The organism is Mesorhizobium sp. M0633 (genome assembly GCF_040320645.1).
Taxonomy (GTDB): Bacteria; Pseudomonadota; Alphaproteobacteria; order Rhizobiales; family Rhizobiaceae; genus Mesorhizobium.
Genome location: NZ_JAMYQC010000023.1, coordinates 79,003 through 105,818 on the forward strand (window position 1 = coordinate 79,003; position 26,816 = coordinate 105,818).

21 protein-coding genes are annotated in these 26,816 nt (G+C 64.4%); 7 read left to right on the plus strand and 14 right to left on the minus strand.

Annotation, left to right across the window (positions count from 1 at the left end):
• Positions 1 to 9: 9 nt before the first annotated feature.
• The 3 genes from NKI47_RS22705 (at position 10) to merBA (ending at position 2,813) form a co-directional block, all read left to right on the plus strand.
• Positions 10 to 303, plus strand: coding sequence for a cation transporter (locus NKI47_RS22705; protein WP_352593729.1), 294 nt, complete (start codon positions 10 to 12; stop codon positions 301 to 303).
• A gap of 1 nt (position 304) precedes the next feature.
• Entirely contained in the window at positions 305 to 451 is a 147-nt protein-coding gene (locus NKI47_RS22710; protein WP_352593730.1) for a hypothetical protein, read from the plus strand.
• A gap of 97 nt (positions 452 to 548) precedes the next feature.
• The gene (gene merBA / locus NKI47_RS22715; RefSeq protein ID WP_352593731.1) at positions 549 to 2,813 is read left to right on the plus strand and encodes a bifunctional organomercurial lyase/mercury(II) reductase MerBA; all 2,265 of its coding nucleotides are present in this window, start codon (positions 549 to 551) and stop codon (positions 2,811 to 2,813) included.
• 231 nt (positions 2,814 to 3,044) lie between these two features.
• On the opposite strand, the gene guaA is transcribed toward merBA, so the two are convergent.
• Entirely contained in the window at positions 3,045 to 4,607 is a 1,563-nt protein-coding gene (gene guaA / locus NKI47_RS22720) for a glutamine-hydrolyzing GMP synthase (RefSeq protein ID WP_352593732.1), read from the minus strand.
• A 55-nt stretch (positions 4,608 to 4,662) separates the two neighbouring features.
• Positions 4,663 to 5,196: a MarR family winged helix-turn-helix transcriptional regulator gene (locus NKI47_RS22725; protein ID WP_352593733.1), complete on the minus strand. Its 534-nt coding sequence runs from the start codon at positions 5,194 to 5,196 to the stop codon at positions 4,663 to 4,665.
• A gap of 71 nt (positions 5,197 to 5,267) precedes the next feature.
• Here NKI47_RS22725 and NKI47_RS22730 point away from each other — a divergent pair, with 71 nt between their 5' ends.
• A complete protein-coding gene (locus NKI47_RS22730; protein WP_352457583.1) occupies positions 5,268 to 5,594 on the plus strand; it encodes a hypothetical protein in 327 nt (108 codons plus the stop codon).
• Here NKI47_RS22730 and NKI47_RS22735 read toward each other — a convergent pair.
• From NKI47_RS22735 to NKI47_RS22745, 3 genes are all read right to left on the minus strand, one after another.
• Positions 5,566 to 6,240, minus strand: coding sequence for a 5'-methylthioadenosine/S-adenosylhomocysteine nucleosidase (locus NKI47_RS22735; RefSeq protein ID WP_352593734.1), 675 nt, complete (start codon positions 6,238 to 6,240; stop codon positions 5,566 to 5,568). The genes NKI47_RS22730 and NKI47_RS22735 overlap by 29 nt on opposite strands.
• A gap of 27 nt (positions 6,241 to 6,267) precedes the next feature.
• Positions 6,268 to 6,726, minus strand: coding sequence for a PaaI family thioesterase (locus NKI47_RS22740; RefSeq protein WP_023677140.1), 459 nt, complete (start codon positions 6,724 to 6,726; stop codon positions 6,268 to 6,270).
• A 125-nt stretch (positions 6,727 to 6,851) separates the two neighbouring features.
• On the minus strand, positions 6,852 to 8,141 hold the full coding sequence (locus tag NKI47_RS22745) for an RsmB/NOP family class I SAM-dependent RNA methyltransferase (RefSeq protein ID WP_352593735.1): 1,290 nt from the start codon (positions 8,139 to 8,141) through the stop codon (positions 6,852 to 6,854).
• 345 nt (positions 8,142 to 8,486) lie between these two features.
• Between NKI47_RS22745 and NKI47_RS22750 the strand changes: the two genes are divergently transcribed.
• A complete protein-coding gene (locus tag NKI47_RS22750) occupies positions 8,487 to 9,164 on the plus strand; it encodes an MIP/aquaporin family protein (protein ID WP_352593736.1) in 678 nt (225 codons plus the stop codon).
• Between the two features lie 78 nt (positions 9,165 to 9,242).
• On the opposite strand, the gene katG is transcribed toward NKI47_RS22750, so the two are convergent.
• Positions 9,243 to 11,441, minus strand: coding sequence for a catalase/peroxidase HPI (gene katG, locus NKI47_RS22755; protein ID WP_352593737.1), 2,199 nt, complete (start codon positions 11,439 to 11,441; stop codon positions 9,243 to 9,245).
• A gap of 147 nt (positions 11,442 to 11,588) precedes the next feature.
• On the opposite strand from katG, the gene NKI47_RS22760 reads away from it, so the two are divergent.
• A complete protein-coding gene (locus tag NKI47_RS22760; protein ID WP_352593738.1) occupies positions 11,589 to 12,497 on the plus strand; it encodes a hydrogen peroxide-inducible genes activator in 909 nt (302 codons plus the stop codon).
• A gap of 59 nt (positions 12,498 to 12,556) precedes the next feature.
• Here NKI47_RS22760 and NKI47_RS22765 read toward each other — a convergent pair whose 3' ends face one another.
• Positions 12,557 to 13,159, minus strand: coding sequence for a cupin domain-containing protein (locus NKI47_RS22765; protein WP_352593739.1), 603 nt, complete (start codon positions 13,157 to 13,159; stop codon positions 12,557 to 12,559).
• A gap of 414 nt (positions 13,160 to 13,573) precedes the next feature.
• Here NKI47_RS22765 and NKI47_RS22770 point away from each other — a divergent pair, with 414 nt between their 5' ends.
• The gene (locus NKI47_RS22770) at positions 13,574 to 14,215 is read left to right on the plus strand and encodes a peroxiredoxin-like family protein (RefSeq protein WP_352593740.1); all 642 of its coding nucleotides are present in this window, start codon (positions 13,574 to 13,576) and stop codon (positions 14,213 to 14,215) included.
• A gap of 411 nt (positions 14,216 to 14,626) precedes the next feature.
• Here the strand turns inward: NKI47_RS22770 and NKI47_RS22775 are convergent, their stop codons facing one another.
• The 7 genes from NKI47_RS22775 to hisS form a co-directional block, all read right to left on the minus strand.
• Positions 14,627 to 17,830, minus strand: coding sequence for an efflux RND transporter permease subunit (locus tag NKI47_RS22775; RefSeq protein ID WP_352593741.1), 3,204 nt, complete (start codon positions 17,828 to 17,830; stop codon positions 14,627 to 14,629).
• A complete protein-coding gene (locus NKI47_RS22780) occupies positions 17,827 to 18,933 on the minus strand; it encodes an efflux RND transporter periplasmic adaptor subunit (RefSeq protein WP_352593747.1) in 1,107 nt (368 codons plus the stop codon). Before NKI47_RS22780 ends, NKI47_RS22775 begins: the two co-directional genes overlap by 4 nt.
• A gap of 627 nt (positions 18,934 to 19,560) precedes the next feature.
• Positions 19,561 to 20,664: a calcium:cation antiporter gene (locus NKI47_RS22785; RefSeq protein WP_352593742.1), complete on the minus strand. Its 1,104-nt coding sequence runs from the start codon at positions 20,662 to 20,664 to the stop codon at positions 19,561 to 19,563.
• Positions 20,665 to 20,752: 88 nt separating this feature from the next.
• Positions 20,753 to 22,519, minus strand: coding sequence for an AMP-binding protein (locus tag NKI47_RS22790; RefSeq protein ID WP_023677129.1), 1,767 nt, complete (start codon positions 22,517 to 22,519; stop codon positions 20,753 to 20,755).
• A 401-nt stretch (positions 22,520 to 22,920) separates the two neighbouring features.
• Entirely contained in the window at positions 22,921 to 23,622 is a 702-nt protein-coding gene (hisG, locus tag NKI47_RS22795; RefSeq protein ID WP_352593743.1) for an ATP phosphoribosyltransferase, read from the minus strand.
• On the minus strand, positions 23,619 to 24,737 hold the full coding sequence (locus tag NKI47_RS22800) for an ATP phosphoribosyltransferase regulatory subunit (RefSeq protein ID WP_352593744.1): 1,119 nt from the start codon (positions 24,735 to 24,737) through the stop codon (positions 23,619 to 23,621). Before NKI47_RS22800 ends, hisG begins: the two co-directional genes overlap by 4 nt.
• A 171-nt stretch (positions 24,738 to 24,908) precedes the next feature.
• Positions 24,909 to 26,468 (minus strand): histidine--tRNA ligase, encoded by a 1,560-nt coding sequence (gene hisS / locus NKI47_RS22805; protein ID WP_352593745.1) that lies wholly within the window; start codon positions 26,466 to 26,468, stop codon positions 24,909 to 24,911.
• Positions 26,469 to 26,816: the final 348 nt, after the last annotated feature.

The window sequence follows — 26,816 nt, forward strand, 5'->3', positions numbered from 1 at the left end:
GTTTCATCCATGACCAAGTATTTGAGCGCGCTCGCCCTGATCGGCTCCGTTATCGTGGCTCCGGCCGCGTGGGCTGGCGAGCGCACCGTCACCTTCGCTGTCGACAACATGACCTGCGCCTCATGTCCCTACATCGTGCAGAGCTCAATGGCGGCGGTCCCCTGCGTTGCGAAGGTCGCCGTCTCCTTCGAAGCCAAGACCGCGACCGTGACCTTCGACGACGCTAAGACGAACCCGGATACTATCGCGACCGCTAGCATGAATGCCGGCTATCCGGCCCATCCGACACAGCAGGGCAGTTGAGATGAGCGACCGCGCCCTGGTCCGCGCCGGCGTGGCCGGCGCCATCCTCGCCGCGATTTGCTGCGCGGCGCCACTCCTCGCCGTGGGCCTGCCCCTGGCCAGCCTCAGTGCATGGCTGGCGGGTGCGGGTCCGGTGGTGTTTCCCTGATCGTCGCGGGCCTCGGTCTCGTCGCGTGAGGCTTCCACCATTGCCGGGCAAAAGCGGCGGGCTGCGAGACGAGGATTCATAAGGAAGGCGTGAAACCATGAATGATTGCTGCGCATCCTCCTCATCACGGGACAAGCTTGCAGCTTCGGCGTCCGCGACGCTGCCCAGCTACACCGTGCGACCCGGCGTGACGTTTCCGGACTGGTCCGTGGTCACATCGCCGGCGGTCCAAGATGCCCTGCAGGCCATGGTCGGCTCCGACCATGTGTTCGATCGCTGGAGCGGCTACGATCCCGCCACGGACCGCGTTCGCGTCGCACTGCTCCAACTCTACGCCGAAAACGGACGAGCCCCGACTGCAGGCGCGCTCGCGGAGCGCGCGGGGTTGAGCGGGACGGCCATCCGGCCTCTGCTCGAAGAGCTCCGCGGTCGCGACCTGGTCGTCCTCGACTGTGAGCGGATCGTCGGCGCCTATCCCTTCACGGACCGAGACACGGGGCACCACGTCACACTGGACGGGCGTGTTCTCAACGCAATGTGCGCTGTCGACGCGCTCGGCATCGGCGCCATGACCGATCGCGACATCGCGATAGCTTCGCGCTGCCGCCATTGCGGTGCACCGATCCGGATCGCCACGCGGAACCAAGGGCGGGGGCTGGCCGAGATCGAGCCGCGATCGGCCGTCATGTGGCATAGCGTCCGCTATGAAGGCGCGTGCGCCGCCAGCTCGCTATGTGCGACGACCGCCTTCTTCTGTTCGGACGACCACCTCTCTGCCTGGCGCGGCGAGCGCTCCACGGACGAGCCCGGATTCCGGCTGTCGATCGAGCAAGCGCTGGAGGCTGGCCGGGCTCTTTTCGGGCCCAGCCTTGCTGGCCTCGATACCGCGGCAGAATCCTCGGTCGGCTCGACATCGAAGACGGCCGCAGTCGCGGACTGTCGCTTTCGCACGAACGGTCGCAATGGTGGCGCCTACGATCTTGCGGTGATCGGCGCCGGCTCAGCCGGCTTCTCGGCTTCGATCACCGCCGCCGATCAGGGTGCGCAAGTCGCCCTCATCGGCCACGGCACCATCGGCGGCACTTGCGTCAATATCGGTTGCGTCCCATCGAAGACGCTGATCCGCGCTGCCGAGACACTTCACAACGCTCGCGTGGCAGCACGTTTCGCCGGCATCGCGGCCGAGGCCGAGCTGACGGACTGGCGCGGAACCGTCCGCCAGAAGGACGCGCTGGTTTCCGATCTGCGCCAGGCCAAGTACATTGACCTGCTGCCGGCCTATAACGGCATCGCCTATCGCGAGGGCGCGGCGCGGCTCGTGGAAGGTGGTGTCGAGGTAGACGGCGCGCGCATTCCCGCTGGCAAGATCATAATCGCGACCGGCGCGCGACCGGCGGTGCCCGCCATCCCTGGCATCGAGACCGTACGCTATCTGGCCAGCACGACCGCGCTCGATCTTGGGGAGCTGCCGCGATCGTTGCTCGTCATCGGCGGCGGCTATATCGGAGCGGAACTCGCCCAGATGTTCGCTCGCGCCGGCGTCAGGGTGACGCTCGTGTTCCGGTCGCGCCTGCTGCCCGAGGCCGAGCCCGAGATCGGCGCGGCACTGACAGGGTATTTCGAGGACGAAGGGATCGCCGTTGTCTCCGGCATCGCCTACCGTGCGATCCGCAAGACCGAGGACGGCATTTCGCTCGACGTTTCGCGCGACGACCAGAACACGACGATCGACGCCGATCAGGTGCTGATCACCACCGGCCGCACGGCCAACATCGAAGGCCTTGGGCTCATCGAGCACGGCATCGCCCTCTCGCCGAGGGGCGGCATCGTCGTCGACGATCGCATGCGCACGACAAGAGCCGGCATCTACGCCGCCGGCGACGTCACCGGCCGCGACCAGTTCGTCTACATGGCAGCCTACGGCGCCAAGCTCGCCGCAAAGAATGCTCTCAACGGCGACAGCCTGCGCTATGACAACAGCGCCATGCCGGCCATCGTGTTCACCGATCCGCAGGTGGCGAGCGTCGGCCTGACCGAGGCGGCGGCGCGCGCGGCCGGGCATGCTGTCCGCGTCTCGACAATCGGTCTCGACCAGGTGCCCCGCGCGCTCGCAGCTCGCGATACCCGTGGGCTCATCAAGCTCGTCGCCGACGCCGGCAGCGGCCGGCTGCTCGGGGCGCATATTCTCGCGCCGGAAGGCGCCGACAGCATCCAGACCGCGGCGCTCGCGATCCGGCATGGCCTCACCGTCGAGGATCTTGCCGATGCGATCTTTCCGTATTTAACCACTGTCGAGGGCTTGAAGCTCGCGGCACTCGGCTTTGCCAAGGACGTCGCCAAGTTGTCGTGCTGCGCTGGCTAGGATTGCGTTCATTTTCCGATTGCGACGCCAGCTGCGCCGATCTCCAGCGAACCGCCGAATTGTACGCTCCAGCACGCCAATATACTCCGCCGACCACACCTCTCTTTACTTTTCGAGAAAGCGCCATCAAATCACACGAGGAAGATCCTGAGTCATTGGAGGTCGCTCAAGAGTCCCACGAAGACTTGTCGTAACTACTCCAAACTACGATATCGCCGCCGCTTTTATCCGTCACTCCCACTCGATGGTGCCTGGCGGCTTGCTCGTCACGTCGTAGACGACGCGGTTGATGCCGCGTACCTCGTTGATGATGCGGGTGGCGGCTGCTCCCAGGAATGCCATGTCGTAATGGTAGAAGTCTGCCGTCATGCCGTCGACCGAGGTGACGGCGCGCAGCGCGCAGACGAACTCGTAGGTGCGGCCGTCGCCCATCACGCCGACGGTCTGCACCGGCAGCAGCACGGCGAAGGCCTGCCAGATGGCGTCGTAGAGACCGGCCTTGCGGATCTCGTCGAGATAGATGGCGTCGGCCTCGCGCAGGATCTCCAGCTTTTCGCGGGTGATGCCGCCCGGACAGCGGATGGCGAGACCGGGACCGGGGAACGGATGCCGGCCAATGAAGCTGTCGGGCAGGCCGAGCTCCTTGCCGAGCGCCCTCACCTCGTCCTTGAACAATTCGCGCAGCGGCTCGACCAGCTGCATGTTCATGCGTTCGGGCAAGCCACCGACATTGTGATGCGACTTGATGGTCACCGACGGGCCGCCGCTGAAAGAGACGCTTTCGATGACGTCGGGATAGAGGGTGCCTTGTGCCAGGAAATCGGCGCCGCCGAGCTTCTCGGCCTCCTCCTCGAACACTTCGATGAACAGCCGCCCGATGGTCTTGCGCTTCTTCTCGGGGTCCGACTCGCCCTCGAGCGCGCCGATGAAACGGTCCGCAGCGTCGACCAGGATCAGCGGCAGATTGTAATGCTGGCGAAACATCTCCACCACGCCTGATGCCTCGTCCTTGCGCATCAGACCGTGGTCGACAAGGATGCAGGTGAGCTGGTCGCCGACCGCCTCATGGATCAGCAAGGCCGCGACCGAGGAATCGACGCCGCCCGACAGCGCGCAGATCACCTTGCCCTTGCCGACCTGTTTGCGGATCGTCTCGACCGCGTGCTCGCGGTAGGCGCGCATCGTCCAGTCGCCTTCGATGCCGGCGATGTTGTGGACGAAGTTGCGGAGCAGCCTGGCGCCGTCCGGCGTATGCACCACTTCGGGGTGGAACATGAGGCCGTACATCTTGCGCTCGACATTGCCGAAGATGGCGAAGGGCGAGCCCTCCGATTTTCCGAGCACCTCGAACCCCTTGGGCAGGGAGATGACCCGATCGCCATGGCTCATCCACACCTGATGGCGCTGGCCGGGCGCCCACAGGCCCTCGAACAACGGGCTGTCCTTGGCGATCTCGACGAAGGCGCGGCCGAATTCGCGATGGTCGGAGCTTTCGGCGACGCCGCCCATCTGCACGCACATCGCCATCTGGCCATAGCAGATGCCGAGCACCGGCACGCCGGCATCGAAGACGATCTGCGGCGCGCGCGGGCTGCCGATGTCACCAGTCGAGGCCGGGCCGCCGGACAGGATCACCGCCTTCGCATCGATGCGCTTGAACGCCGCCTCGGCCGACTGGAAGGGCACGATCTCGGAAAAGACGCCGGCCTCGCGGATGCGGCGGGCGATCAGCTGGGTGAACTGGCTGCCGAAATCGACAATCAGGACGGTGTCGGGATGATTGGCTGTTTTCATGGCGAGCGTTTAGAGAAAGAAACGAGTCGGCGCAATGGGTTGTGAGGTCGCGCTTTCACTTCGATTCCGGTGTGTCGTCCTCAACGCCAGAGGCTTTGTCCAATGCATCAGTTTGCGTTGTATCGAGTGACCGCAAGGCGTCCATCAGCGCCGCGAAACGCTCGTGACCAAGGCGGGCAACATAGCTCCGTTCGATCTGCAGCTTGATGCGGTCGCCATCGCGCAGGGCGTCCAGGCCCTTGCGGGTGTAGCGCACAAGCTTGCCGCGACCGTCTTGCGGATCGGGCAGACGCTGCAACACACCTTCCGTCTCCAGGCCATCGAGCAATTGCTGAATCGCCTGCTTTGAGATCGCGGAGCGCTCGATCAGCGCCGACTGGCGCATGCCGCCGCGCGGGATGTGTCCAAGCAGGCCGGCACGCGCTTCGGTGAACCAGTGATGGCCGGCAGCGCGCATCGCAGCGGCGAACTCGGTCTGCCAGGCGCGGCTCGCCTGCCACAGCCGCCAACCTATGTGATCCGGCAGCGTTTCAGGTTTTTCGTCAAGGCCCTTGACCAAATTCTTCTCGCCCGATACATAGTCAAGCATCTTGACTACTAGTTCACTCTAAGTGGCGATGCCGATCAAGGCAATCGGCGACTTCAATTCAGGAGGAAATCATGGCAGCACTTCAGAAGGAAACCCTTGCAATGCTCATTCCGGGCATGACCCATGTGTTGGAACGAAACGGCAAGGAGGCTTACGTCTATTTTGAAAGCGAGGGTGCCGCGCACATGCTGCTCGACGATGGCGAGGCGCGAAGCGGGCGCTGGCGGATGCTCGATGACGGTTATGTCGCCGACTGGGACACCGGCGCGACCGGACGCTGGACCCTCGATCACGAGCCCGGGTCAGTCACTTACATCAATCGCGACAACGCCGTTCGCTTCAGGATGATCGGCGTGCTGTTCGGCAACGCTAAGAACCTGCCGCCCCAACAAGCTTGAAGTCGATCGCGCCGGAGGCGATCGCCTGTTCCAGCAGCTGAACCGCGGCGGCCAGCTTCTCGTCGATGACGTGCAGATATTCGGTCCAGTCGCCGACGTGCCTCAGATCGGCCGCGCCGTCGGAAATGCCGCGCAGGCCGATAAGCGGAAGGTCGAACAGCTGGCAGGCGCGCAGGCAGGCGAAGGTTTCCATGTCGACCATGTCGGCGGCGATCGCGTCGTAGGCGGCGCCGGTGACTATTGCCGCCCCGGTCGACAGCGTCGCTTGCCTGATGCCAGGAACTCTGAACGGCAGCGGCACGCTGACAGGCAGGTCGAGGAACGGCGTGGCGCCCTTCTCGAACCCCAGGGGCGAGGCGTCCATGTCGCGGTAGGCGACTGAAACGGCCTGGTAGATTTCCGTCTGCTCCAGCGTCCGGCTGCCCGCCGACCCGAGCGACACGACGAGATCCGGCAGCGCCTTCCCGGCGTGCAGCCGGGACAGTTCGGCGCCGAGCCCGATACCGGCCTCGACCGGTCCGACGCCGGTCAGCAGCGGCGTGAACAGCCGCTGCAGGTGTGGACCGTATTCGGCTTCGGCCGCCATGACGAAGAGAACGGACTTGCCGGAGATCGGGTTGAGCTCACCAGGTGCCTTGCCGGCCATGATCGTCCATCCTCCCCTGCCCGTTCCTCAGCCCTCGATGCCGTCGCGGCCGAGCACCGTCATCATCGTTCCGGTCATCGTGGCGATCAGCTTGGCCTCGCCGTCGACGGCGAACGCATAGGCTTGTCCGTCGGCGACGATGATGGTGCGGCCAGGCTTGGTCACCGAGCCGCGGAACAGGAAGCGCTCGCCCCTGCCGGGCGCCAGCAGATTGACCTTGAACTCGATGGTCAGCACGCCGGAATTTTCCGGCATCAACGAGAATGCTGCATAGCCGCAGGCCGAGTCGAGAGCCGTCGAAATGACGCCGGCATGGAGAAAGCCGTGCTGCTGCGTCAGTGCCGCAGAATAGGGCATTTCGATCTCGATGATGCCGGGCGTCACCAGCGTCAGCTCGGCGCCAATGGTCATCATCGCGTTCTGGCGCGCGAAGGACGTCCTGACGCGGTCCTCATAATCGGGAGCAGGAACGATCTTTGCTGCCATGGCCGTCGCCCTTCGTTTCTCGGCAAATCTTATTGCAAAGGCATTTATCGCAGAGGGGTGGGCGGCAGGCAATCGCAAATGCTGCACTGCAGCATTCGGCTTAGCCCTGTATCGATGGCAACGATTCAGCCGGCCCGCCGCAGCGCGCAGAAGTAAAAGCCGTCGGTGCCGCTCAGCAACGGCGACAGCGAAATGCCGCCCGCGGCGCCTATCCGCATTGCCGCTTCGTGGCCCGCAAAACGGCTGTCCCAAAGCTGGCGGTGATCGAGCGGGACAAAACCGGGATGGCGGTCCCGGAAGGCCGAAACCTGGTCGCCATTCTCCTCGTCGAACACCGAACAGGTGATGTAGACCAGCAGGCCGCCGGGTTTGACGAAGTCCCTGGCGGCATCGAGTATCGTCTCCTGCTCGCCCTTGCGGGCGTCGAGCTGTCTTTGCGTCAGCCGCCATTTGGCATCCGGCCGGCGCCGCCAGGTGCCGCTGCCGGTGCAGGGCGCATCGATCAGGACGATATCCATGTGCTTGCCGAGCGGCGGCAGTTCGGCCGGCCTGGTGACGATCTGCACATTGCGGTTTTCCGAACGGCGGATGCGGTCGAAGATCGGCGCCAGCCTTGCCTTCTCCGCATCGTGGGCGAAGATCTGGCCGCGATTGTCCATCGCCGCGGACAGCGCCAGCGTCTTGCCGCCGGCGCCGGCGCAAAAATCGAGCACCTGCATTCCAGGTTCGGCGCCGGCCAGTTCGGCCGCCATCTGCGAACCCTCGTCCTGAACTTCGAACCAGCCTTTCTGGAAGGCCGGCTCGGCCTGCACGTTCGGGTGCCTGCCGTCGCCTTCGATCGGCGGGATGCGGATACCGTGCGGCGCGATCCGCGCAGGCTTGGCGCCGGTCTCCGCCAATTCCGCCAGCACCTTGCCGCGATCGGCCTTCAGCGTGTTGACCCTGAGGTCGAGCGGCGGGCGTGTCGCCAGCGCGGCACCCTCTTCCACCCAGGCCGTGCCGAACGCCCGTTCGAACAGCGGCATGCACCAGTCGGGGATGTCTGCCCTGACGGCCGGCGGCGCATCGGCAAGCCGGCGACCGCCGAGCGTTTTCAATTCGTCGGCGGTAAGCAGCGGCGGCGCAAACTTGTCGCCCTCGAGCGCCTCGTTCAGCGACTGCGCCGTCTGGCCCCATTCGAGCAGCAGCGCGCCGAAGCCGATGGCGCGCGGCGTGTCCTCGCCCAACAGCCAGCCGGCGGAGCGCTTGCGGCGCAGCGCGTCGTAGACGATGTTGCCGATCGCGGCACGGTCGCCGCCGCCGGCGAAGCGGTGCGACAGGCCCCAGTCCTTCAGCGCATCGGCCACCGGCCGGTGACGCCGGCCAATGTCGTCAAGCACTTCGATGGCTGCCGCCAGCCGCCCGCCCAGTCTCATTGTCGTCTTCCATTACTCAGCAAATTAATTCCGGCCCTGCTCTTAGAGCTTTTCGTGTCCTGATTGAAACAGTTCTGTTTCGCCGACGGCGAGACAATCCATGCAAAGGGGTGACGAATGTGGATTGGTGCATCGCGAGCCGCCGCCACCAGGCGGGCGCCGGCATGCGGAACCAAACAATTCGATCAATATATTACAAGTCTCTAATGTGCTTGTCTGACACGCACAAGCATGCCGACTGGTGCAACTGCTCTGCTTTGCAAGTTTTCCGGTTGCGAATACTCTTTGCGCGGTGATTCGCGTCGCAGAAAAAGCGGAGCCGCGGGTCGATACGAGGAGAGGGCAATGAAAACTTATCTGGCGGAAGTTCTAGGCACGTTTCTATTGGTGTTCATCGGCACGGCTTCGGTGGTGACGGGTGGCTTCGGCGGCGCGCTGCCGCTTGGCCAGGAAGGCATCGGTCTGGCGTTCGGCATCGGCCTGATCGCGGCGGCCTATGCGATCGGCCCGATTTCGGGCGCGCATCTCAATCCGGCGGTGACGCTCGGTGTGTTCCTCGCCGGGCGGATGCCGGCCAGGGATGTCATTCCCTATTGGATCGCGCAGGTCATCGGCGCCATCATCGCGTCGCTGGCGCTGTGGATCATCGTCTCCGGACAGGTCGGCGGCCACACCGGCGGCTTCGGCGCCAATGGCTGGGACGTGACGAAATGGGGCGTCAGCTCGGCCTTCCTGTGGGAGCTGATCGGAACCTTCACCTTCGTCACGCTGATCCTCGGCGTCACCAACGCCAAGCACACCACGGCCTTCGCCGGCCTGGTCATCGGCCTGACGCTGGCCGGACTGCATTTCGCCATCATCCCGGTGACCGGCACATCGCTCAACCCGGCCCGTTCGATCGGCCCGGCGCTGTTTTCGGGAACTGCGGCGATCGGCCAGCTGTGGCTGTTCATCGTCGCGCCGCTGATCGGCGGCGCCATCGCCGGCGTGGTCGCCAAAGCCGGTATCTTCGAGAAGGACTGATTTTTCGAAGGCTTCATGGAAAAGGCGCGGGTCGAGGCCCGCGCCTTTTTGTTGCGTCGAGAAATTCGTATGCCCGGATCAGGCCGCGAAGTCAAAACGGTCGGCGTTCATCACCTTGGTCCAGGCCGCGACGAAATCCCTGACGAACTTCCGCCCGGCGTCCGCCGAGCCGTAGACCTCGGCCAGCGCACGCAATTGCGCGTGCGAGCCGAAGATCAGGTCGGCGCGGGTGCCGGTCCACTTGACCGTCTTGGTCTTGCGGTCGCGCGCTTCGTAGACTTCATCGGAGCCGGCGGTCGGATCCCAGACCGTGTTCATGGAGAGCAGGTTGACGAAGAAGTCGTTGGTCAACGTGCCCGGCCTGTCGGTGAACACCCCGTGCTTCGACTGACCGGTGTTGGCGCCGAGCACCCGCAACCCGCCGACGAGCACCGTCATCTCCGGCGCCGTCAAGGTCAGCAGCTGCGCCCGGTCGACCAGCATCGCTTCGACCGACATCGGCTGCTTGCCCCTGACATAATTGCGGAAGCCATCGACTTTCGGCTCGAGCGCTGCGAAGGACTGGACATCCGTCTGTTCCTGCGAGGCGTCCATGCGGCCTGGCGTGAACGGCACCCCCACGTCATGGCCGCCGTCCTTGGCCGCCCTCTCGACCGCGGCGACGCCGCCGAGAACGATCAGGTCGGCAAGCGAGACCTTTTTGTCGCCTGTCTGCCCGGCGTTGAACTCGCTCTGGATGCCTTCGAGCTGCGCAAGCACCTTCGACAGCTGGGCCGGCTGGTTGACCTCCCAGTCCTTCTGCGGCGCCAGGCGGATGCGGGCGCCGTTGGCGCCGCCGCGCTTGTCGGAGCCGCGGAAAGTCGAGGCCGAGGCCCAGGCGGTCGAGACCAGTTCGGAAACGGACAGGCCGGAGGCCAGGATCTTCGCCTTCAGCGAGGCGATGTCCTGTTCGCTGACCAGCTCGTGGTCGATTGCCGGTATCGGGTCCTGCCAGATCAGCTCTTCCTTCGGCACGAGCGGGCCGAGATAGCGGACGGCCGGACCCATGTCGCGATGGGTCAGCTTGAACCAGGCGCGGGCGAAGGCATCGGCGAACTGATCAGGATTCTGATGGAACCGTCGCGAGATCTTCTCGTAGGCCGGGTCGACGCGCAGCGCGAGGTCGGTGGTCAGCATCGCCGGCGCGCGGCGCTTCGAGGGATCGTGCGCGTCCGGCACGGTGCCTGCACCGGCGCCGCCCTTCGGCGTCCACTGATGGGCGCCGGCCGGGCTCTTGGTCAGCTCCCATTCGTAGTTGAACAGATTGTCGAAGAAGTTGTTGCTCCATTTGGTCGGCGTCGTGGTCCAGGTCACCTCGAGGCCCGAGGTGATGGCGTCGCCGGCAATGCCGGTGGCATGCTTGCTCGACCAGCCGAGGCCCTGTGCCTCGATGCCGGCGCCTTCCGGCTCCGCCCCGACCAGCGATGCATCACCGGCGCCGTGGGTCTTGCCGAAGGTGTGACCGCCGGCGATGAGCGCCACGGTTTCCTCGTCGTTCATGGCCATGCGAGCGAAGGTCTCGCGAATGTCGCGCGCCGCGGCCAATGGATCGGGCGTGCCGTTCGGCCCTTCCGGGTTGACGTAGATCAGCCCCATCTGCACGGCGCCGAGATGGCCGTGAAGTTCACGGTCGCCGGAATAGCGCTCGTCGGCGAGCCACTTGGTTTCCGATCCCCAGTCGACGTCCTGCTCCGGCTCCCAGACATCGGCGCGGCCGCCGGCGAAGCCGAAGGTCTTGAAGCCCATCGATTCCAGCGCGACGTTGCCGGTGAGGATCAACAGGTCGGCCCAGGAGATCTTCCTGCCGTATTTCTGCTTGACCGGCCACAGCAGCCGGCGCGCCTTGTCGAGATTGGCGTTGTCCGGCCAGCTGTTGAGCGGCGCGAAACGCTGCTGGCCGGCGCCGGCGCCGCCACGGCCGTCGCCGATGCGATAGGTACCGGCGCTGTGCCAGGCCATGCGGATGAAGAGCGGGCCGTAATGGCCGAAATCGGCCGGCCACCAATCCTGCGAATCGGTCATCACCTGGTGCAGATCCCTGATCACCGCATCGAGATCGAGGCTCTTGAATTCCTTGGCGTAGTCGAAGTCCTCGTCCATCGGGTCCGAGAGGCTGGACTGCTGGTGGAGGACGCCAAGGTCAAGCTGGTTCGGCCACCAGTCACGGTTGCTCCTGCTGGCCGATCCATGTGGGACCGGGCATTTGCCGGCGCTGTTGTCGTCGGTTTTCGCGTCCATCTTTGCCTCCGATTTGTTGATTTTCCGGGATTTTGTTGATTTTCCGGGCAGGGCCAGCGGCCGCGCCATCCTGGAATGGTTCCAGACTAGCCCGCCCAGCCGATAAAGACAAATTGCCTTTGCTGTTTATTCTGATAGGTTTTCCTTATGATCGGTTTGACCGTCCGGCAGATGCATTATTTCGAGGCGCTGGCGCAGACGCTGCATTTCGGCCGCGCGGCAAAACTCGCCGGCGTCAGCCAGCCGGCGCTGTCCGCGCAGATCGCCGAGATGGAGCTGCGGCTCAATTGCCGTCTGTTCGAGCGCGGCGGCAAGGTGGTGCGGATGACCGACGAGGCCGTGGCCCTGCTGCCGCGCATCGAGCGCATTCTTGCCGACGTCCGCGACGTCGAGGCGACGGCCCGGCGCGGCCGCCCGGCGCTGGAAGGCCGCTTCCGGCTCGGCATCATCCCGACGGTAGCGCCCTATCTCCTGCCGCATGTGCTGCCGGAGCTGAAACGGCATTTCCCGGCCTTACAGCTGGAACTGCGCGAAGCCGTGACCGCCTCGCTGGTCGACGACACCAGCTCGGGGAAGCTCGATGCCTTCGTCGCGGCACTGCCGCTGGACTATCCCGGCCTGGTCACCGAACCGCTCTTCGCCGACCGGTTCTTCCTGGCCGTGCCGGCCGGCGACCCCGCCTTCGCCTCACCGCCGGTGCCGCCGGAAAGCCCGGCGCTGGAAAGGCTGATGCTGCTGGAGGAAGGCCATTGCCTGCGCGAACAGGCGCTCGCCGTCTGCGGCAGCGTGTGGCCGGTGGCGATGGCAAGCTACGGCGCGACCAGCCTGACGACGCTCTTACAGATGGTGGCGCACGGGCTCGGCGTCACGCTCATCCCGGAAATGGCGGCAGGGCCGGCCAGCACTATCCCCGATCTGAAGATCGTGCCGTTCCAGGAGCCGATGCCGCAGCGCACGATCTGCCTCGCCTGGCGGCGCAACAAGGTGCGCCACGACGAATGCGTCGAACTGGCCAAGATCATCCGCGGGCTGGATGCGGCGGTGCTGGCAGCGTAGAGCGGCGGGTCAAGGATCCGGTTTTAGCCCCGAAGCCAACCCGCAAGAAAGGAACGGCTTCAATCCTTTTCCCAGGCTGCGAGCAACGGGCCGTTGCTTCCATAGACAGGGTCCTTGCGCGGACGGCCAACCCTGGGGATCGTGACGACTGCCTTGGCATGGTCGGCGGCGGTCGTACACAGGTCATAGGTGCCGGATGGAGGATAGGCGCCGACAACCAGAAAATCGTCGGACGCGGAAAGACGCTGGTGCCCGGTGCCGGCCGGAAGAACCGCGACATCGCCGGCCTTCAGCGACAGCGTTCGTCCCTTGCTGCCGCCAAAGCGGACCTTGGCCGTGCCGCGCGCAACGCCCAGCACCTCGTGTATCCGCGAATGGTAGTGGACGTAGCCGTAGATGCCGTTGCGCCAGCTATCGCCCCAGCCATTTGCGTCGAAAAGCGCCTCCATGACCGCCGCCGGATCGAATTCCTCGGGCAGCTTCACGGCGCCGCGATAGACGACAAGCGGCCAGAACGGATGGTTGGGCACCAGGCCATCATCCCTGAACCGAAATTCATTCGCTTTGCGCGGCCGGAGAAGATCGGAAACCTCGCGCTTGCCCGGCCTGGCGATGCCGGTGACCTGCTCGACGGCTTTCTTCGTGGTTTGCAGAATGGTCATGGTGTGGCCTTGGATTGGTGGTGGCTTCATGCCGATTAACCGGCTGCACGGCGCTCGGTTCCGCTGAGGGCAGAGATCCGCGATCCATGCGGTCGGCATTTGACGTCCGGGCACATTGAAGCCGCCCAAGTTTCAAGCCTTGAACACCGCAAGCATGTGAAGATCCAATCGGTCCCGCCGCTGTGTCGTCCCATGGCACGGATGAGACGATACACTGTTTACCACAGCGCTCGCGACAGCTCGCGAAACGGGCGACCCGCAGAGGCTTTTTTCGTGTTATGATGCACCTGCAACGCGCGTAATCTCGACCTCGGCAGTATGGCAAAGGTCGAAAGCAATTTTTGCCCTGGCGTCCCCCAGCACGGACTCAACCCCCGATGACTGGGTGTGCTTACCCGGGCGAGGAGGTTGTCCATGTCCACGAGTAATGTCGAACGCCCGCTGCAGCCGGGCGACCGGGCGCCGAATATTATTCTCGATGCGATCTCCCGCGAAGGCAAAATCGCGCTCACTGATTTTCGAGGTCGTAGCCCATTGTTGATCGGCTTGTTTCGAGGCCTGCACTGTGCGTTCTGCCGGCGCAATGTCGCGGCAATGGCGCAACTCAAGCCGGCTCTGGCTGAGAAAGGCGTCGAATGCCTGGCGGTCGTCAATACACCGGTAGAGCGGGCACGGCTCTATTTCCGTTACCATCCGACACCCGATCTTCTCGCCGCGTCCGACCCGGAGCGGGCCTCGCACCGTGCTTTCGGCTTGCGCGAGATCGGGATGGACAAGGTCATGGGGATCCGTATCGATCTCCCGGGCGAGTTGCCCGAGCCTATGGACCCCATCGCAATAAACGAGTTGCTCAACAAGAAGGAGGGGTATGAGATTACGGAAGCCGATCAACAGATGATGGCTTCCGCTAAGGAGCTGCTGGTTGGTCAGTTTCTCATCGACCGAGGGGGCATTGTACGCTGGAGCTTCACTGAAGTTCTGGAGGCTGGCCTCAATACCCCCAAGGCGCCGAATCCGGAGGAATTGATGTCAGCGGCTTCCCAAGTTGCACATTAATGGGCTGCGGAAATAGGCGGCTGACAACTCGCTCGACGACCGCGCCCTTCCCGCTCACTACCGGGGAAAGGCCGTCCTGGGTCAAAACCTGAAGATCGTGGATGACCGCTTCGCGCCCCATGTCGGCCGTAGAGATCAGCTTCTCCGCGTCCTGAAAGCAGACATCGCAAGCGAGGACTCCGGAGGTCGCGGGTGCGCCCTCAAGCCCCGCCCGGTCGACCAGATAGAAGATCGCATTGGCCTCGCCGCCCGGCATCGTCTCGCCGAGCTGGATGCGGCTGTTAGGCTGGATCAGACCGGGCAGGGTCTCCGCCGCACCTCGACGCCGAGGTCGCGCAGATCGTGGCCGTTGCCGCGCCGCGCCGATTTTCTGGAGTGATAAGCCGCGCCCGACGCGGCGAATTCGTAACCCTACTCGGCGGCCGTCTCCGATGGCGCCTCTGCCGGCCCCGAAGGCTCGGCCTCGGCACGGGGCTTGCGCCGTGAAAACAGCGACCTGAGCGTGACGTAGAACACCGGCGTCAGGAACAGGCCGACGAAGGTGACGCCGAGCATGCCGGAGAATACCGCGGTGCCGAGCGACTGGCGCATTTCTGCGCCCGGGCCCGTTGCGATCATCAGCGGCACGACGCCGAGGATGAACGAGAAAGCGGTCATCAGGATCGGCCGCAGCCTGAGCCGGCAGGCTTCGACGGCAGCCTCGGCGGCCGACAGCCCGCGTTCCTGCGCCTGCCGCGCGAATTCGACGATCAGGATCGCGTTCTTGGCGGCAAGCCCGATTAGCACGATGAGGCCGATCTGCACGAGGATGTTGTTGTCCAGCCCTCGGAACGACACGCCGAGCAACGCCGCGAGCACGCCGAGCGGCACCACCAGCACAATGGCGAACGGCAGCACCCAGCTTTCATATTGCGCCGCCAGCGCCAGGAACACGAACAACACCGACAGTCCGAAGATATAGACAGCGGCATTGCCGGTGTTGCGCTCCTGATAGGCGAGCTCGGTCCATTCATAGGAGGTACCGGCCGGCAGCGTCTTTGCCGTGATCCCTTCCATCAATGCCAGCGCGTCGCCCGTGGAAACGCCGGGCGCGGCGTTGCCCTGCAGCGGCACCGAAACGTACATGTTGTAGCGCTGGACCAGCGCCGGGCCGGTGACATCGCGGATCTCGACCAACGTGCCGAGCGGAACCAGCGCGCCGGTCGCCGAGCGCACCTTCAGTTTCAAGATGTCGGCGCGATCGAGACGGAACGCCTGGTCGGCCTGCGCCCGCACCTGGTAGACGCGCCCGAAAGCGTTGAAGTCGTTGACGTAGGCGGTGCCCAAATTGATCGACAGCGCCTCGAAGATGTTGGGGATCGGCACGTTCAGGATGCGCGCCTTGTCGCGATCGATCGCCAGGAAGAATTGCGGGCTCGACGCGGAGAACGTGGTGAACACGCCCGTCAGCCCCGGCGTCTTGTTGGCCTTGCCGGCGATTTCGTTGGCAAGCGCCAGGATCTGCCGCATGTCGGCGCTGTTGCGCTCCTGGATCTGCAGCTTGAAGCCGCCGGCATTGCCGACGCCGCGGATCGGCGGCGGCGGCAGTGCGATAATGAAGGCTTCCTTGATGCTTTGCAGGCTGCCGAACAGATTGCCGATGACCTGGGTCGCCGACTGGCCGGCTTTCAGTCGCTCGTCAAACGGCTTGAACCTGGCGAAGATCACGCCGGCGTTGCTGGCGTTGGTGAAGGTCGCGCCGGAGAAGCCGGCGAAGGCGACTGCGTAGTCGACGCCTGGCGTTTTCTGGATGATCTGCGACGCCTGCTGGATGACCGCATCGGTCCTCGACAGCGAAGCGCCGTCCGGCAACTGGATGACGACGATCGCATAGCCCTGGTCAAGCGACGGAATGAAACCGCGCGGCACCGACTGCACCATGTAGGCCGTGGCGTAGATGAGGGCCGCGAAAACGGCCAGCATGGCGGCGATCGTCATCCACGAGCCGACCAGCACGCGGATGATGCTCGAATACCAATGGGCGACCCTGTCGAAGCCGCGATTGAAGCCGTCGGCGAGCGCCCGTCCGAACCGCGCCAGGAAAAAGCGCGGCGGCGCCGCCGCGGCGTGATGCGGCTTGAACAGCAGTGCGGCCAGCGCCGGCGAAAGCGTCAGCGAATTGAATGCCGAGATCGCCGTCGACACCGCGATGGTGATCGCAAACTGAAGATAGAACTGCCCAGAAATGCCGGGGATGAAGGCTGTCGGTACGAACACGGCTATCAGCACCAGCGAGATCGCGATGACGGCCGTTCCGACTTCGTCCATGGTCAGGTGCGACGCCGGATTGGGCGCCAGCCCTCTGGCGATATTGCGCTCGACGTTTTCGACCACGACGATCGCATCATCGACGACGATGCCGATCGCCAGAACTAGGCCGAACAGCGTCAGCATGTTGAGCGAGAAGCCGGCGGCGTAAAGCACCGCCAGCGTGCCGATCAGCGACACGGGGATCGCCACGATCGGCACGATCGCCATGCGCCACGATTGCAGGAAGACGATGATGACGATGATGACCAGCAGCATCGCCTCGAGAATCGTCTTGTAGACCTCCTGGATCGACTCGGCGACGAACTCGGTCGGATTGTAGACGATGTCGTAGCTCAACCCCTTCGGGAAGTCGCGGGAAAGCTCCTTCATCTTGTCCTGGATCTCCGCGGCTGCGGCGAGCGCATTGGTGCCCGGCCGCTGGAAGATGGCGAGCGCAACCGCCGGTTTGCCGTTGAGATAGGAGTTGGTGACGTAATCCTTGGCGCCGAGCTCGATGCGCGCCACGTCCTGCAGCGAGATCAGGCGGCCGTCGTCGGTCGATTTGACGATCACGTATCGGAAGTCGCGTGCGTCGTTGAAGCGGCCTTGCGTGGTGACCGTGTACTGGAACGCCGTGCCGGTGCTGGTCGGCGGCGCGCCGATCGAGCCGCCCGACACCTGGACGTTCTGGTCGCGCAGCGCCTGCACCACATCGCCCGAGGTCATCCCCAGGGCGGACAGTTTTTCCGGATCGAGCCAGATGCGCAGCGAATATTCGCGTTCGCCGAAGATGATGAGGTCGCCGACGCCGTCTAGTCTGAGCAGTATGTCGCGCACCCGCGAGCGGGCGTAGTTCGAGACGTAGAGCTGGTCGTACGTATTGTCGGGCGACAGCATGTGCACGACCATCATCAGGTCGGGCGAGCTCTTGGTGGTGGTGATGCCGAGGCGGCGGACTTCTTCGGGCAGGCGCGGCTCGGCGACCGACACGCGGTTCTGCACCAGCACCTGAGCCTGGTCGAGATCGGTGCCCAGCTTGAAGGTGATGGTCAGCGCCATCGCCCCGTCGCCCGACGAATAGGACGACATGTAGAGCATGCCCTCGACGCCGTTGATCTCCTGCTCGATCGGCGTTGCCACCGTCGCTGCGACCGTCTCGGCGTCAGCACCCGGATACTGCGCGCGAACGACGATGGTCGGCGGCGCGATCTCGGGATATTGCGCGACCGGCAGCTGGGTATAAGCAATCCCGCCGAGGATCAGCAGGACGATCGAAACGACCGATGCGAAGATCGGACGGTCGACGAAGAAATGTGCGAACCTCATTGCTGCAACTCGGCGGTCTCGGCCTTGGGCGGCAACGTCACCATCTCGACCTTCACCTTGGTGCCGGGCCTGGCGTGCATCAGCCCTTTGACGATGATTGTCTCGTCGCCGGTCAGGCCCTGGCGGATGACCCGGTAGCCGTCGAGAAGCGGGCCGGTGCGCACGGGCTTCGCCGACACCATCCCGGCCTCATCCACCAGGAACACGATGCGGCGATCCTGATCGGCGCCGATCGCCTCGTCGGGCACCAGCACGCCGCTATGCGGCAGCGACCCCGGCACGTTGATGCGCCCGAACATGCCTGGCTGGAGAATGCCATCGGCGTTGGGAAACCTTGCACGCACCCGCATGGTGCCGGTCGCGTTGTCGATCCGGTTCTCGGCAAAATCGAGCTTGCCTTTGAATACCGCCTCCGCGCGGTCGGCGACGCGAACTACCACCTCGAGCCCGCCGGCGCCTTCCTGCATGCTGCCGCCGCGCTCCTTCGCGTCGCGGGCATAGCTGAAATACAGGCGCTCATCGACGTCGAAATAGAAGTCGATCGGATCGCGCGTAACGATGGTCGTCAGCAAGGTGGAATCCGGCTGCACGAGGTTGCCGACCGACACCAGCCGGCGGTCGATGCGGCCGGACAAGGGCGCCTTGATCTCAGTGAATTCCATGTTCAGGCTGGCCGTCGTCAGCGCAGCCGTCGCGCCCTGCATCTGCGCCTGCGCCGAAAGGTATTCCCGCCGTCGGTCGTCGACCGTCGCGGTTGAGATATTGCCGGTCTTGGCGAGTTCGTCGGCGCGATCCAGCTGCATCTTGGAGAATTCGAGCAGACTCTTGGCGACGTCCACTTGCGACTTGGCGGCATCATAAGCCGCCTGGTACGGACGCTCGTCGATGGTGAAGAGCAGGTCGCCCTTATTGACCAGTGCGCCGTCCTGGAAGCTGACCTTGTCCAGATAGCCGCTGACGCGCGAACGGATGGCGGCCTGGTCGACGGCTTCGAAGCGCCCGACGAACTCGTCGTCTTCGACGATTTCACGGACCACCGGCTTGGCCGCTGTCACCACGGGTAGCTGCTGGTCCTGCGCAAACGCAGTGCTGCTGAAAGCCATGCCGAGCAGGAATGCCGCCGACACGGCGGCGCGGGGAAGCCAGCCGGCCGATCGACAGGGTCGCCCGCCCGCGTCGCGATGCAATTGCCCATTCTCTGGGGTGTCCATTTGCGTCCTCGCTCGCTGGACCCGGAGGTCGGTTGATCCGCTTCTACGCTCAGGCTTTTCGTCGAGATCAGAGCACTGCAGTGTTGTGCATGGCAACATGATCATTTTCCATGTGGGCCGAAATGTCCACCCTGTGGCTGCCCCGCCACCCGCCACTGGCAACGCAGATCCACCGGGCGGTCCGGGACGCCATTGAGACGGGACGGCTAGACCCGGGAGCAGACCTTGGTCCCGTCGGGCTGAACGTCCGCAATCCTTCTTCAAACGTTAAAGCCGCCATTCCGCAATCGGCTGCAGATCGAGACGTTCAAGGCCTTGGTGCTAAGCGTCCGCCCACGGCGCAAAGGAGACAAATTGGCGCCCACCCCTCAAGCCGTCTTTGCTGTCACCACTCTCAATTCTCGACCATCGCCTCATCCGGAACTTCTGCGGCTCGCCTACTTCGCAACTCAATGCGGAAACGGATGACCGCTCGTTCGAAAACCGGTCGATAGTGGTTTGCCACCTCCCCCCCAACCCTCACGGCACAAATATCAAAAACACCCAAGTAAAAAACACCACCAGATGCACCAAGCCGGTCAAGAACGTCGTTCTCTCGGTGCTAAAGCTTACATTGCAGATGAAGAGCGCCAGAACCAAAAGCACCGTGTCGGTCGCCGGCAGCCCCAGGGTCAGGCCTCTTCCGGTCAGCAGGCTGGCGGCGGCTATGCCCGGTATTGTCAGGCCGATTGTGGCACAGGCCGAACCCATGGCGACGTTCAGGCCGCGCTGCAGCTCGTTGTTGAGTGCGGCGCGAACCGCCGAAATGGCCTCCGGCATCAGAACCAAGCCCGCGATCATCGCGCCGACAATGGCGTCGGCCTGCGGCACCTGGTAGGCGACGAGCGCATCCTCGACGCTGGCGGCGACCTGTTCGGCCAGCATGACGATGCCGATCAGCCCGATCAGCAGGAGAACAGCGCCGGCGGCGACGCTTTCGTGAGCGTCGGTTCGCACTGCGGCGCCATGCGCTTGCCCGTCGATGAAATCGTCGCGGTGGCGGACAGTCTGCGCGAACAGAAAACCGGCATAAAGCAGCACCGAAAGCACGCTGACGAAGCCGAGTTGCGCCGCCGAGAATGTGCCGGGATCGGTGGTTCGCGTGTAGGTCGGCAGAATAAGCGTCATGACGCTGAGCGCGACCAGCACCGCCAGATAGGCGCTGGTCCCTTGCCGGACGATTGCCTGCTTGCGATGGCGCCAGCCACCAAACGTCAGACACATGCCGACAACACCGGTGGAGGTGATCATCACCGTCGAGAACACGGATTCGCGCGCAAGCGTCGGGTTGTTGGCTCCGTGCAGCATGATGGAAACGATGATCGACACTTCGATTGCCGTCACGGCGATGGTCAGCACCAACGTGCCGTACGGCTCGCCAACCCGCCTGGCCACCGCCTCGGCGTGGTCGAGCACCACGAAAATGGTGATGAACATGATCGCGCTCGACAGCGCGCCGATAAACATCCTGGTGCCCAGCGACCCTTCGTCGACCGACACCCCGCTGGCCCTGACCGCGACAGCCATCGCCAGCGCGGCCAACGGCATGCCGTACGAAACCGCCGATCTTGCGAAACCACTCATTCCAAGCCCCTTCCGCAAGCCCCTTTTGCAAGTCCCTTCTGGGCAAGCCCCTCCTGCGAACCCTGCGAAAGCCTGAAGCGCCTCGCCCTCAAGCCGTCTTCTGCGTCACCAATCCCAGCTCGTCGACCATCGCCTGGCGCATCAGGAATTTCTGCGGCTTGCCGGTCACCGTCATCGGCAATTCGGTGCGGAAGCGGATGTAGCGCGGGATCTTGAAATGGGCGATCTGGCCGGCGCAGAACGCCTTGATCTCCTGCTCGGTGGTGATCTGGCCGGGCTTCAGCACGATCCAGGCGCACAGCTCCTCGCCATATTTCGGGTCGGGAATGCCGAACACCTGCACCTCCTTGATCTTGGGGTGGCGATAGAGGAATTCCTCGACCTCGCGTGGATAGACGTTCTCGCCGCCGCGGATGACCATGTCCTTGACCCGGCCGACGATGTTGCAATAGCCCTCGGCGTCAATGGTGGCGAGGTCGCCCGTGTGCATCCAGCCGTCGGCGTCGATGGCCTCGCGGGTCTTCTGCTCGTCGTCCCAATAGCCCTTCATCACGGAATAGCCGCGCGTGCAGAGCTCGCCCGGCGCGCCGACCGCGACGGTGGCGCCTTCGGCGTCGATGGCCTTGACCTCGACATGCGGATGGACGCGGCCGACGGTCGAGACGCGCTTTTCCAGCGGGTCGTCGACGCTGCTCTGGAACGACACCGGGCTGGTCTCGGTCATGCCGTAGGCGATGGTCACCTCTGCCATATGCATCAGCGACACCACCTTCTTCATCACCTCGATCGGGCATGGCGAGCCGGCCATGATGCCGGTGCGCAGGCTGGTGAGATCGAAGGAGGCGAACTCCGGATGGTCGAGCAGGCCGACGAACATGGTCGGCACGCCGTAAAGCGCGGTGCAGCGTTCCGTCGCCACCGCCTTCAGGGTGGCGCCGGCATCGAACCCCTCGCTCGGGAAAACCATGGTCGCGCCCTTGGTGACGCAGCCCATCGTGCCCATCGACATGCCGAAGCAGTGGTAGAGCGGCACCGGAATGCACAGCAGGTCGTCGACGGTGAGTCGGATCGCCGCGGTGACGAAATTGCCGTTGTTGACGATGTTGTTGTGGGTCAGCGTCGCGCCCTTGGGCGCGCCAGTCGTGCCGCTGGTGAACTGGATGTTGATGGCATCGTCGGGTTTCAGCCCGTCGGAGATGCGGTCGAGCCGGTCATGCTCGTCGCGCCCAGCCATTGCCAGCACGTCGGCGAAATTGAACATGCCCGGCGAATTCTCCTCGTCCATGCGGATAACGGTCTTCAGCGCCGGCAGCTTGTTGGCGTCGAGCTTGCCAGGGGTGGCCTTGGCGATCTCCGGCGCCAGCGTCTCGATCATGCCGAGATAGTCGGAGCTCTTGAACTTGGCGGCGGTGACCAGCGCCTTGCAACCGACCTTGTTCAAGGCATATTCCAGCTCGACCAACCGATAGGCCGGGTTGATGTTGACCAGGATCAGGCCGATGCGGGCGGTGGCGAATTGCGTCACCAGCCATTCCCAGCGGTTCGGCGACCAGATGCCGACGCGATCGCCTTTCTCGAGGCCGAGCGCCAGGAAGCCGGCGGCCAGCGCATCGACCGTCTCCGACAGTTCCTCCCAGGTAAAGCGCTTGTCCTGCTCGACGAAGACGGCGGCATCGAGCGTGCCGTATTTGCCGACCGTATCGGCAAACAGCGCCGGGATGGTCAGGTTGAGCAGCGGCACGCTGCGCTCGCCCGAGACATGCGCCGTGCCGTCGACCGGCGCAATGAACGAACCCCCATCGCGCTTGGAGCGCAAATTGGTGGCATTCTTCAACTCGTCGAGATTGATCGGCATCGCCGTGTCCTCCGCAGACAGAACGAGCCTATCAGCCCGGCGGGGTGGTGGAAATCCCGCCGATGGTAGGGCTGGGTGGGAACTCGCCTGTAAGGGCCGAAAATAAAAAACCCGCCACGGAGGGCGGGTCTTCGGGGCCAATTGGCACCATAGCGAGATTAGTAGCATAGCTGCCGGCACAAAGCAAGAACAAAATTGCTGTACGTCAAGAAAATCGCTTCAGGTCGGTTCCAGCGGCCAAGCTGCCAATCTCCCTCCTTGAGGGGGAGATGGCCGGCAGGCCAGAGGGGGTCGTCTCGCGTGGAGCACCTGCCTGCCGTTAGGAGAGTCGCGTCAAGACGTACCGACCCCCTCTGTCGCCTTCGGCGACATCTCCCCCTCAAGGGGGGAGATTGGCGACGTCAGCCTGAATTCACCGATGCCATCCCGGCCGCAATATCGCGCAAAGTCGCCTCGTCGGCCACAGCGCGCTGCTTCCTCGACGCGACGAGACAGGCCTGCGAGCGCAGGATGAGCCCATCGGCCAGCACCTTGAGATGGTTGGCGCGCAAGGTCGAGCCTGACGTGGTGATGTCGACGACGATATCGGCCAACCCGGCCGCCGGCGCGCCTTCGGTGGCACCCAGGCTTTCGACGATGCGGTAGACCTGGATGCCGTGCTTTTGCGAAAAGAACTGCTGGGTCAGGCGCCAGTATTTGGTGGCGATCCTGAGCCGGCGGCCGTGGCGCTGGCGGAAATCGGCGGCGACGTCGTCGAGGTCGGCCATGGTGTCGACATCGAGCCAGATATCGGGCACGGCGACGACGACATCGGCATTGCCGAAACCGAGGCGGGCGATGATTTCGGCGCGCGCCTCGCAATCGGCAAGGTTTTCGCGAAGCAGATCCTCGCCGGTGATGCCGAGATCGACCGAGCCCTGGCCGATTTCGCCTGATATCTCCGAGGCAGACAGGAACGCTATCTCGACGCCGTCAAGGCCGTCGATGCGGGCGCGATATTTGCGCTCGTCGCCGGGCAGGCTGACGGCAAGCCCGGCCTTGGCCAGCACCTCCAGCGCCTGCTCCTTGAGCCGGCCCTTCGACGGGATCGCCAGCGTGATCATGGCGCCGTCTCCCGCAGCGCCTCGATGCGGTCGAGCCAGACGGAAAAACCGACACCGGGGATCGGCGTTTTGGCGCCGAGCAGTGTCAGCAGCCGGTCGTAGCGGCCACCACCGGCGAGCGGCCGGTCGCCATCCTGCGCCGCGATCTCGAAGACGAGGCCGGTGTAGTAATCGAGCGGCCGGCCGAAGGCGGCATCGTAGCTGATTTCAGACATCGGCAGGCCGAGGCGTTCTATGGCCGCGGCGCGGGCTGCGAAATTCTCCAGCGCAGCCCCCAGTGAAAGCCCGGCATCGGCTGCAAAACGTTCGAGCGCTCCGGCGGCGTTGTCGAGCGGCACGTCGATCGCCAGGAAACTCTTTAGTGCCGCAAACGCCTCGTTCGACAGCCGTACGCTGCGCAATTCGGCCTTCTCGATCAGGCGCCGCGCAATCTCGGACGGCGAACGCCCGGCCGTTGCCGACAGCCCGGCCTCTTCCATGCCGCCGGCGATATGCGCCGAAAGGCTGTCGAGATCGCCATCGAGGACAAGGGCTGCGACCGGGCCGGCAAGCTGGCTGTTGCGCGGCGGATTGGCGAGGTCGGCAAGCGCCGCCTCCAGCATCGGCGCCGAGCCGAAGGCGCGCGCCAGCCGCATGCGCCAACCGCGCGGCAGGCCAAGCGCTGCAAGCACCGCCTCGAAAATGGTCTGGTCGCCGAGCGTCACCGCCAGCTCCCGGCCGGGCAGCTCCAGCGACAGCAGCGCATGCGCATCGGCCAGCGAACGGGCGTCGGCGGCGGCTGTGTCGCGGTCGCCGAGATCTTCGATGCCGGCCTGGAAGAACTCGTTGCCGCCCTCGCGGCGCTGGCGAAACACCTCGCCGAGATAGGAATAGCGGCGCGGCGTGCCGGCCTGGCTGGCAATGTGGTCGAGGCAGACCGGAATGGTGAATTCCGGCCGCAGGCAAAGCGTCTGCCCGGTCTCGCTCTCGGTGAGAAAGATGCGGCGCCGCAAATCCTCGCCGGCCATGTCGAGGAACGGATCGGCCGGCTGCAGCACAGCGACCTCGACGGCATGGGTGTTGCGCGCGGCGAAGAGGCTGGTGATGTCGGATGCGATGGCGGGGCGGGAGGTCATAAAACGCCACCTCCCCTTCTCCCCTTGTGGGAGAAGGTGGATTGGCGCGACGCGCCAAGACGGATGAGGGGTGCCGGAAGAAATGAGGCGCCGGCGTTCCCTGGAACACCCCTCATCCGACCGAGCTTCGCTCGGCCACCTTCTCCCCCAAGGGGAGAAGCAAGCGGCGCCCTACTTGCCACGCGCCCGCTCCTCGGCCTGCGCCGCCAGTATCTTCTTCACCTCGGCGACCAGATCGCCTTCCGCCACGGTCACCTGCGCCGGTCGTGCGGCGCGCCATTCGGCGTTGTCGGCGATCTCGGCCGACATTTTCGCGCCTTCGATCAGGTCCTTGATCTGCACCTCGCCTTTGGCGCGCTCGTCGCCGCCCTGGATGACGGCGACCGGGCTGCCGCGGCGGTCGGCATATTTCAGCTGCGCCTTCATGCCGGCGCCGCCGAGATACATTTCCGAGCGGATGCCGGCGGCGCGCAGCTCGGCCACCATCTTCTGGTAGCGGCCGAGGCTTTCCGTATCCTTGTCCATGGTCAGCACGACGACCGGCGCGATGACATCGGAAGTATCGAGCTTGCCGAGGTTCTTCAGCGCCGTCATCAGCCGCGAGACGCCGATCGAAAAACCGGTCGCCGGCACCGGCTCGCCACGAAAGCGCGAGACGAGGCCGTCATAACGTCCGCCGCCGCCAACCGAACCGAAGCGCACGATCTGGCCGTCCTCATTGGGGATTTCGGCCAGCAGCTCGGCTTCGTAGACCGGGCCGGTGTAATATTCGAGGCCACGCACGACGGAGGGATCGATGCGGATGCGATCCTCACCGTAGCCGCTTTGTGCGACCATGGTTCTTATCTGCTCCAACTCTGCAAGACCCTCGACAAACGAGGCATTCGTTATGCCCAGATGTTCGAGTTTCCTTTCCTCGACAAGATTGCTGAGCCCTGGGGTGATAGATCCCAGTGTCTGGACAATTTGTTCGGGATCATGCTGCGCCATGACCGTGAAATAGCTGATCACAACATCGATTTGCGCGTTACCCAGCCCGGCACCCTTGGTAAAATCACCGCTCTCGTCCTTGCGCCCGGCGCCCAAAAGCAGACGAACCCCCTCGACGCCCAGCTTGTCCAGCTTGTCGATCGCCCGTAGCACCTGCAGCCGGCGGCCAGCGTTCTCGCCGCCGCCAAGGCCGATCGCCTCCAGCACGCCATCGAGCACTTTGCGGTTGTTGACGCGGACGACGTAATCGCCGCGCTTGATGCCGAGCGCCTCCATCACATCGGCCATCATCATCGCCATCTCGGCATCGGCGGCAACGCCCGGCGTGCCGACCGTGTCGGCGTCGAACTGCATGAACTGGCGGAAGCGGCCGGGGCCGGGCTTCTCGTTGCGGAACACCCAGCCGGAGCGATAGCTGCGATATGGTTTCGGCAGGCGCTCGAAATTCTCGGCGACAAAGCGCGCCATCGGCGCGGTCAGGTCGTAGCGCAGCGACAGCCACTGGTCGTCATCGTCCTGGAACGAGAACACGCCCTCGTTCGGCCGGTCCTGGTCGGGCAGGAATTTGCCGAGCGCATCAGTGTATTCGATCAGCGGCTGGTCGACCGGCTCGAAACCGTAAAGCTCAAAGACCGAGCGGATCGTCGCCATCATCTTCTCGACGGCGCGCAGATCGTCGGCGCCGCGGTCGACAAAGCCACGCGGCAGGCGCGCTTTCATCTTTTCGGATTTGTCGGCCATGGGATGGGTACTCGGTGTTTCGTGGCGCTCCGGGGATCGGTTAAATAACCGATTTCCACGGCGCGGGTGTCCTAACCGATGCAGCCGGGAGCGGCAAGGGTTTGCGCTTCTCCTTCTCCCCTTGTGGGAGAAGGTGGCCGAGCGAAGCTCGGTCGGATGAGGGGTGTTCCAAGGAACGCCTGCGCCTCATTTCTTCCAACACCCCTCAACCGGCTCGGCGCTGCGCGCCGATCCACCTTCTCCCACAAGGAGGGCTTTGCACGGGAAGCGAAATCCTGGTTGGTGAGTTAATGGGGCTTTTTTGAAGGCCGGGAAAGCAGTTTTCGACGGCTTGGTATGGCATCGACC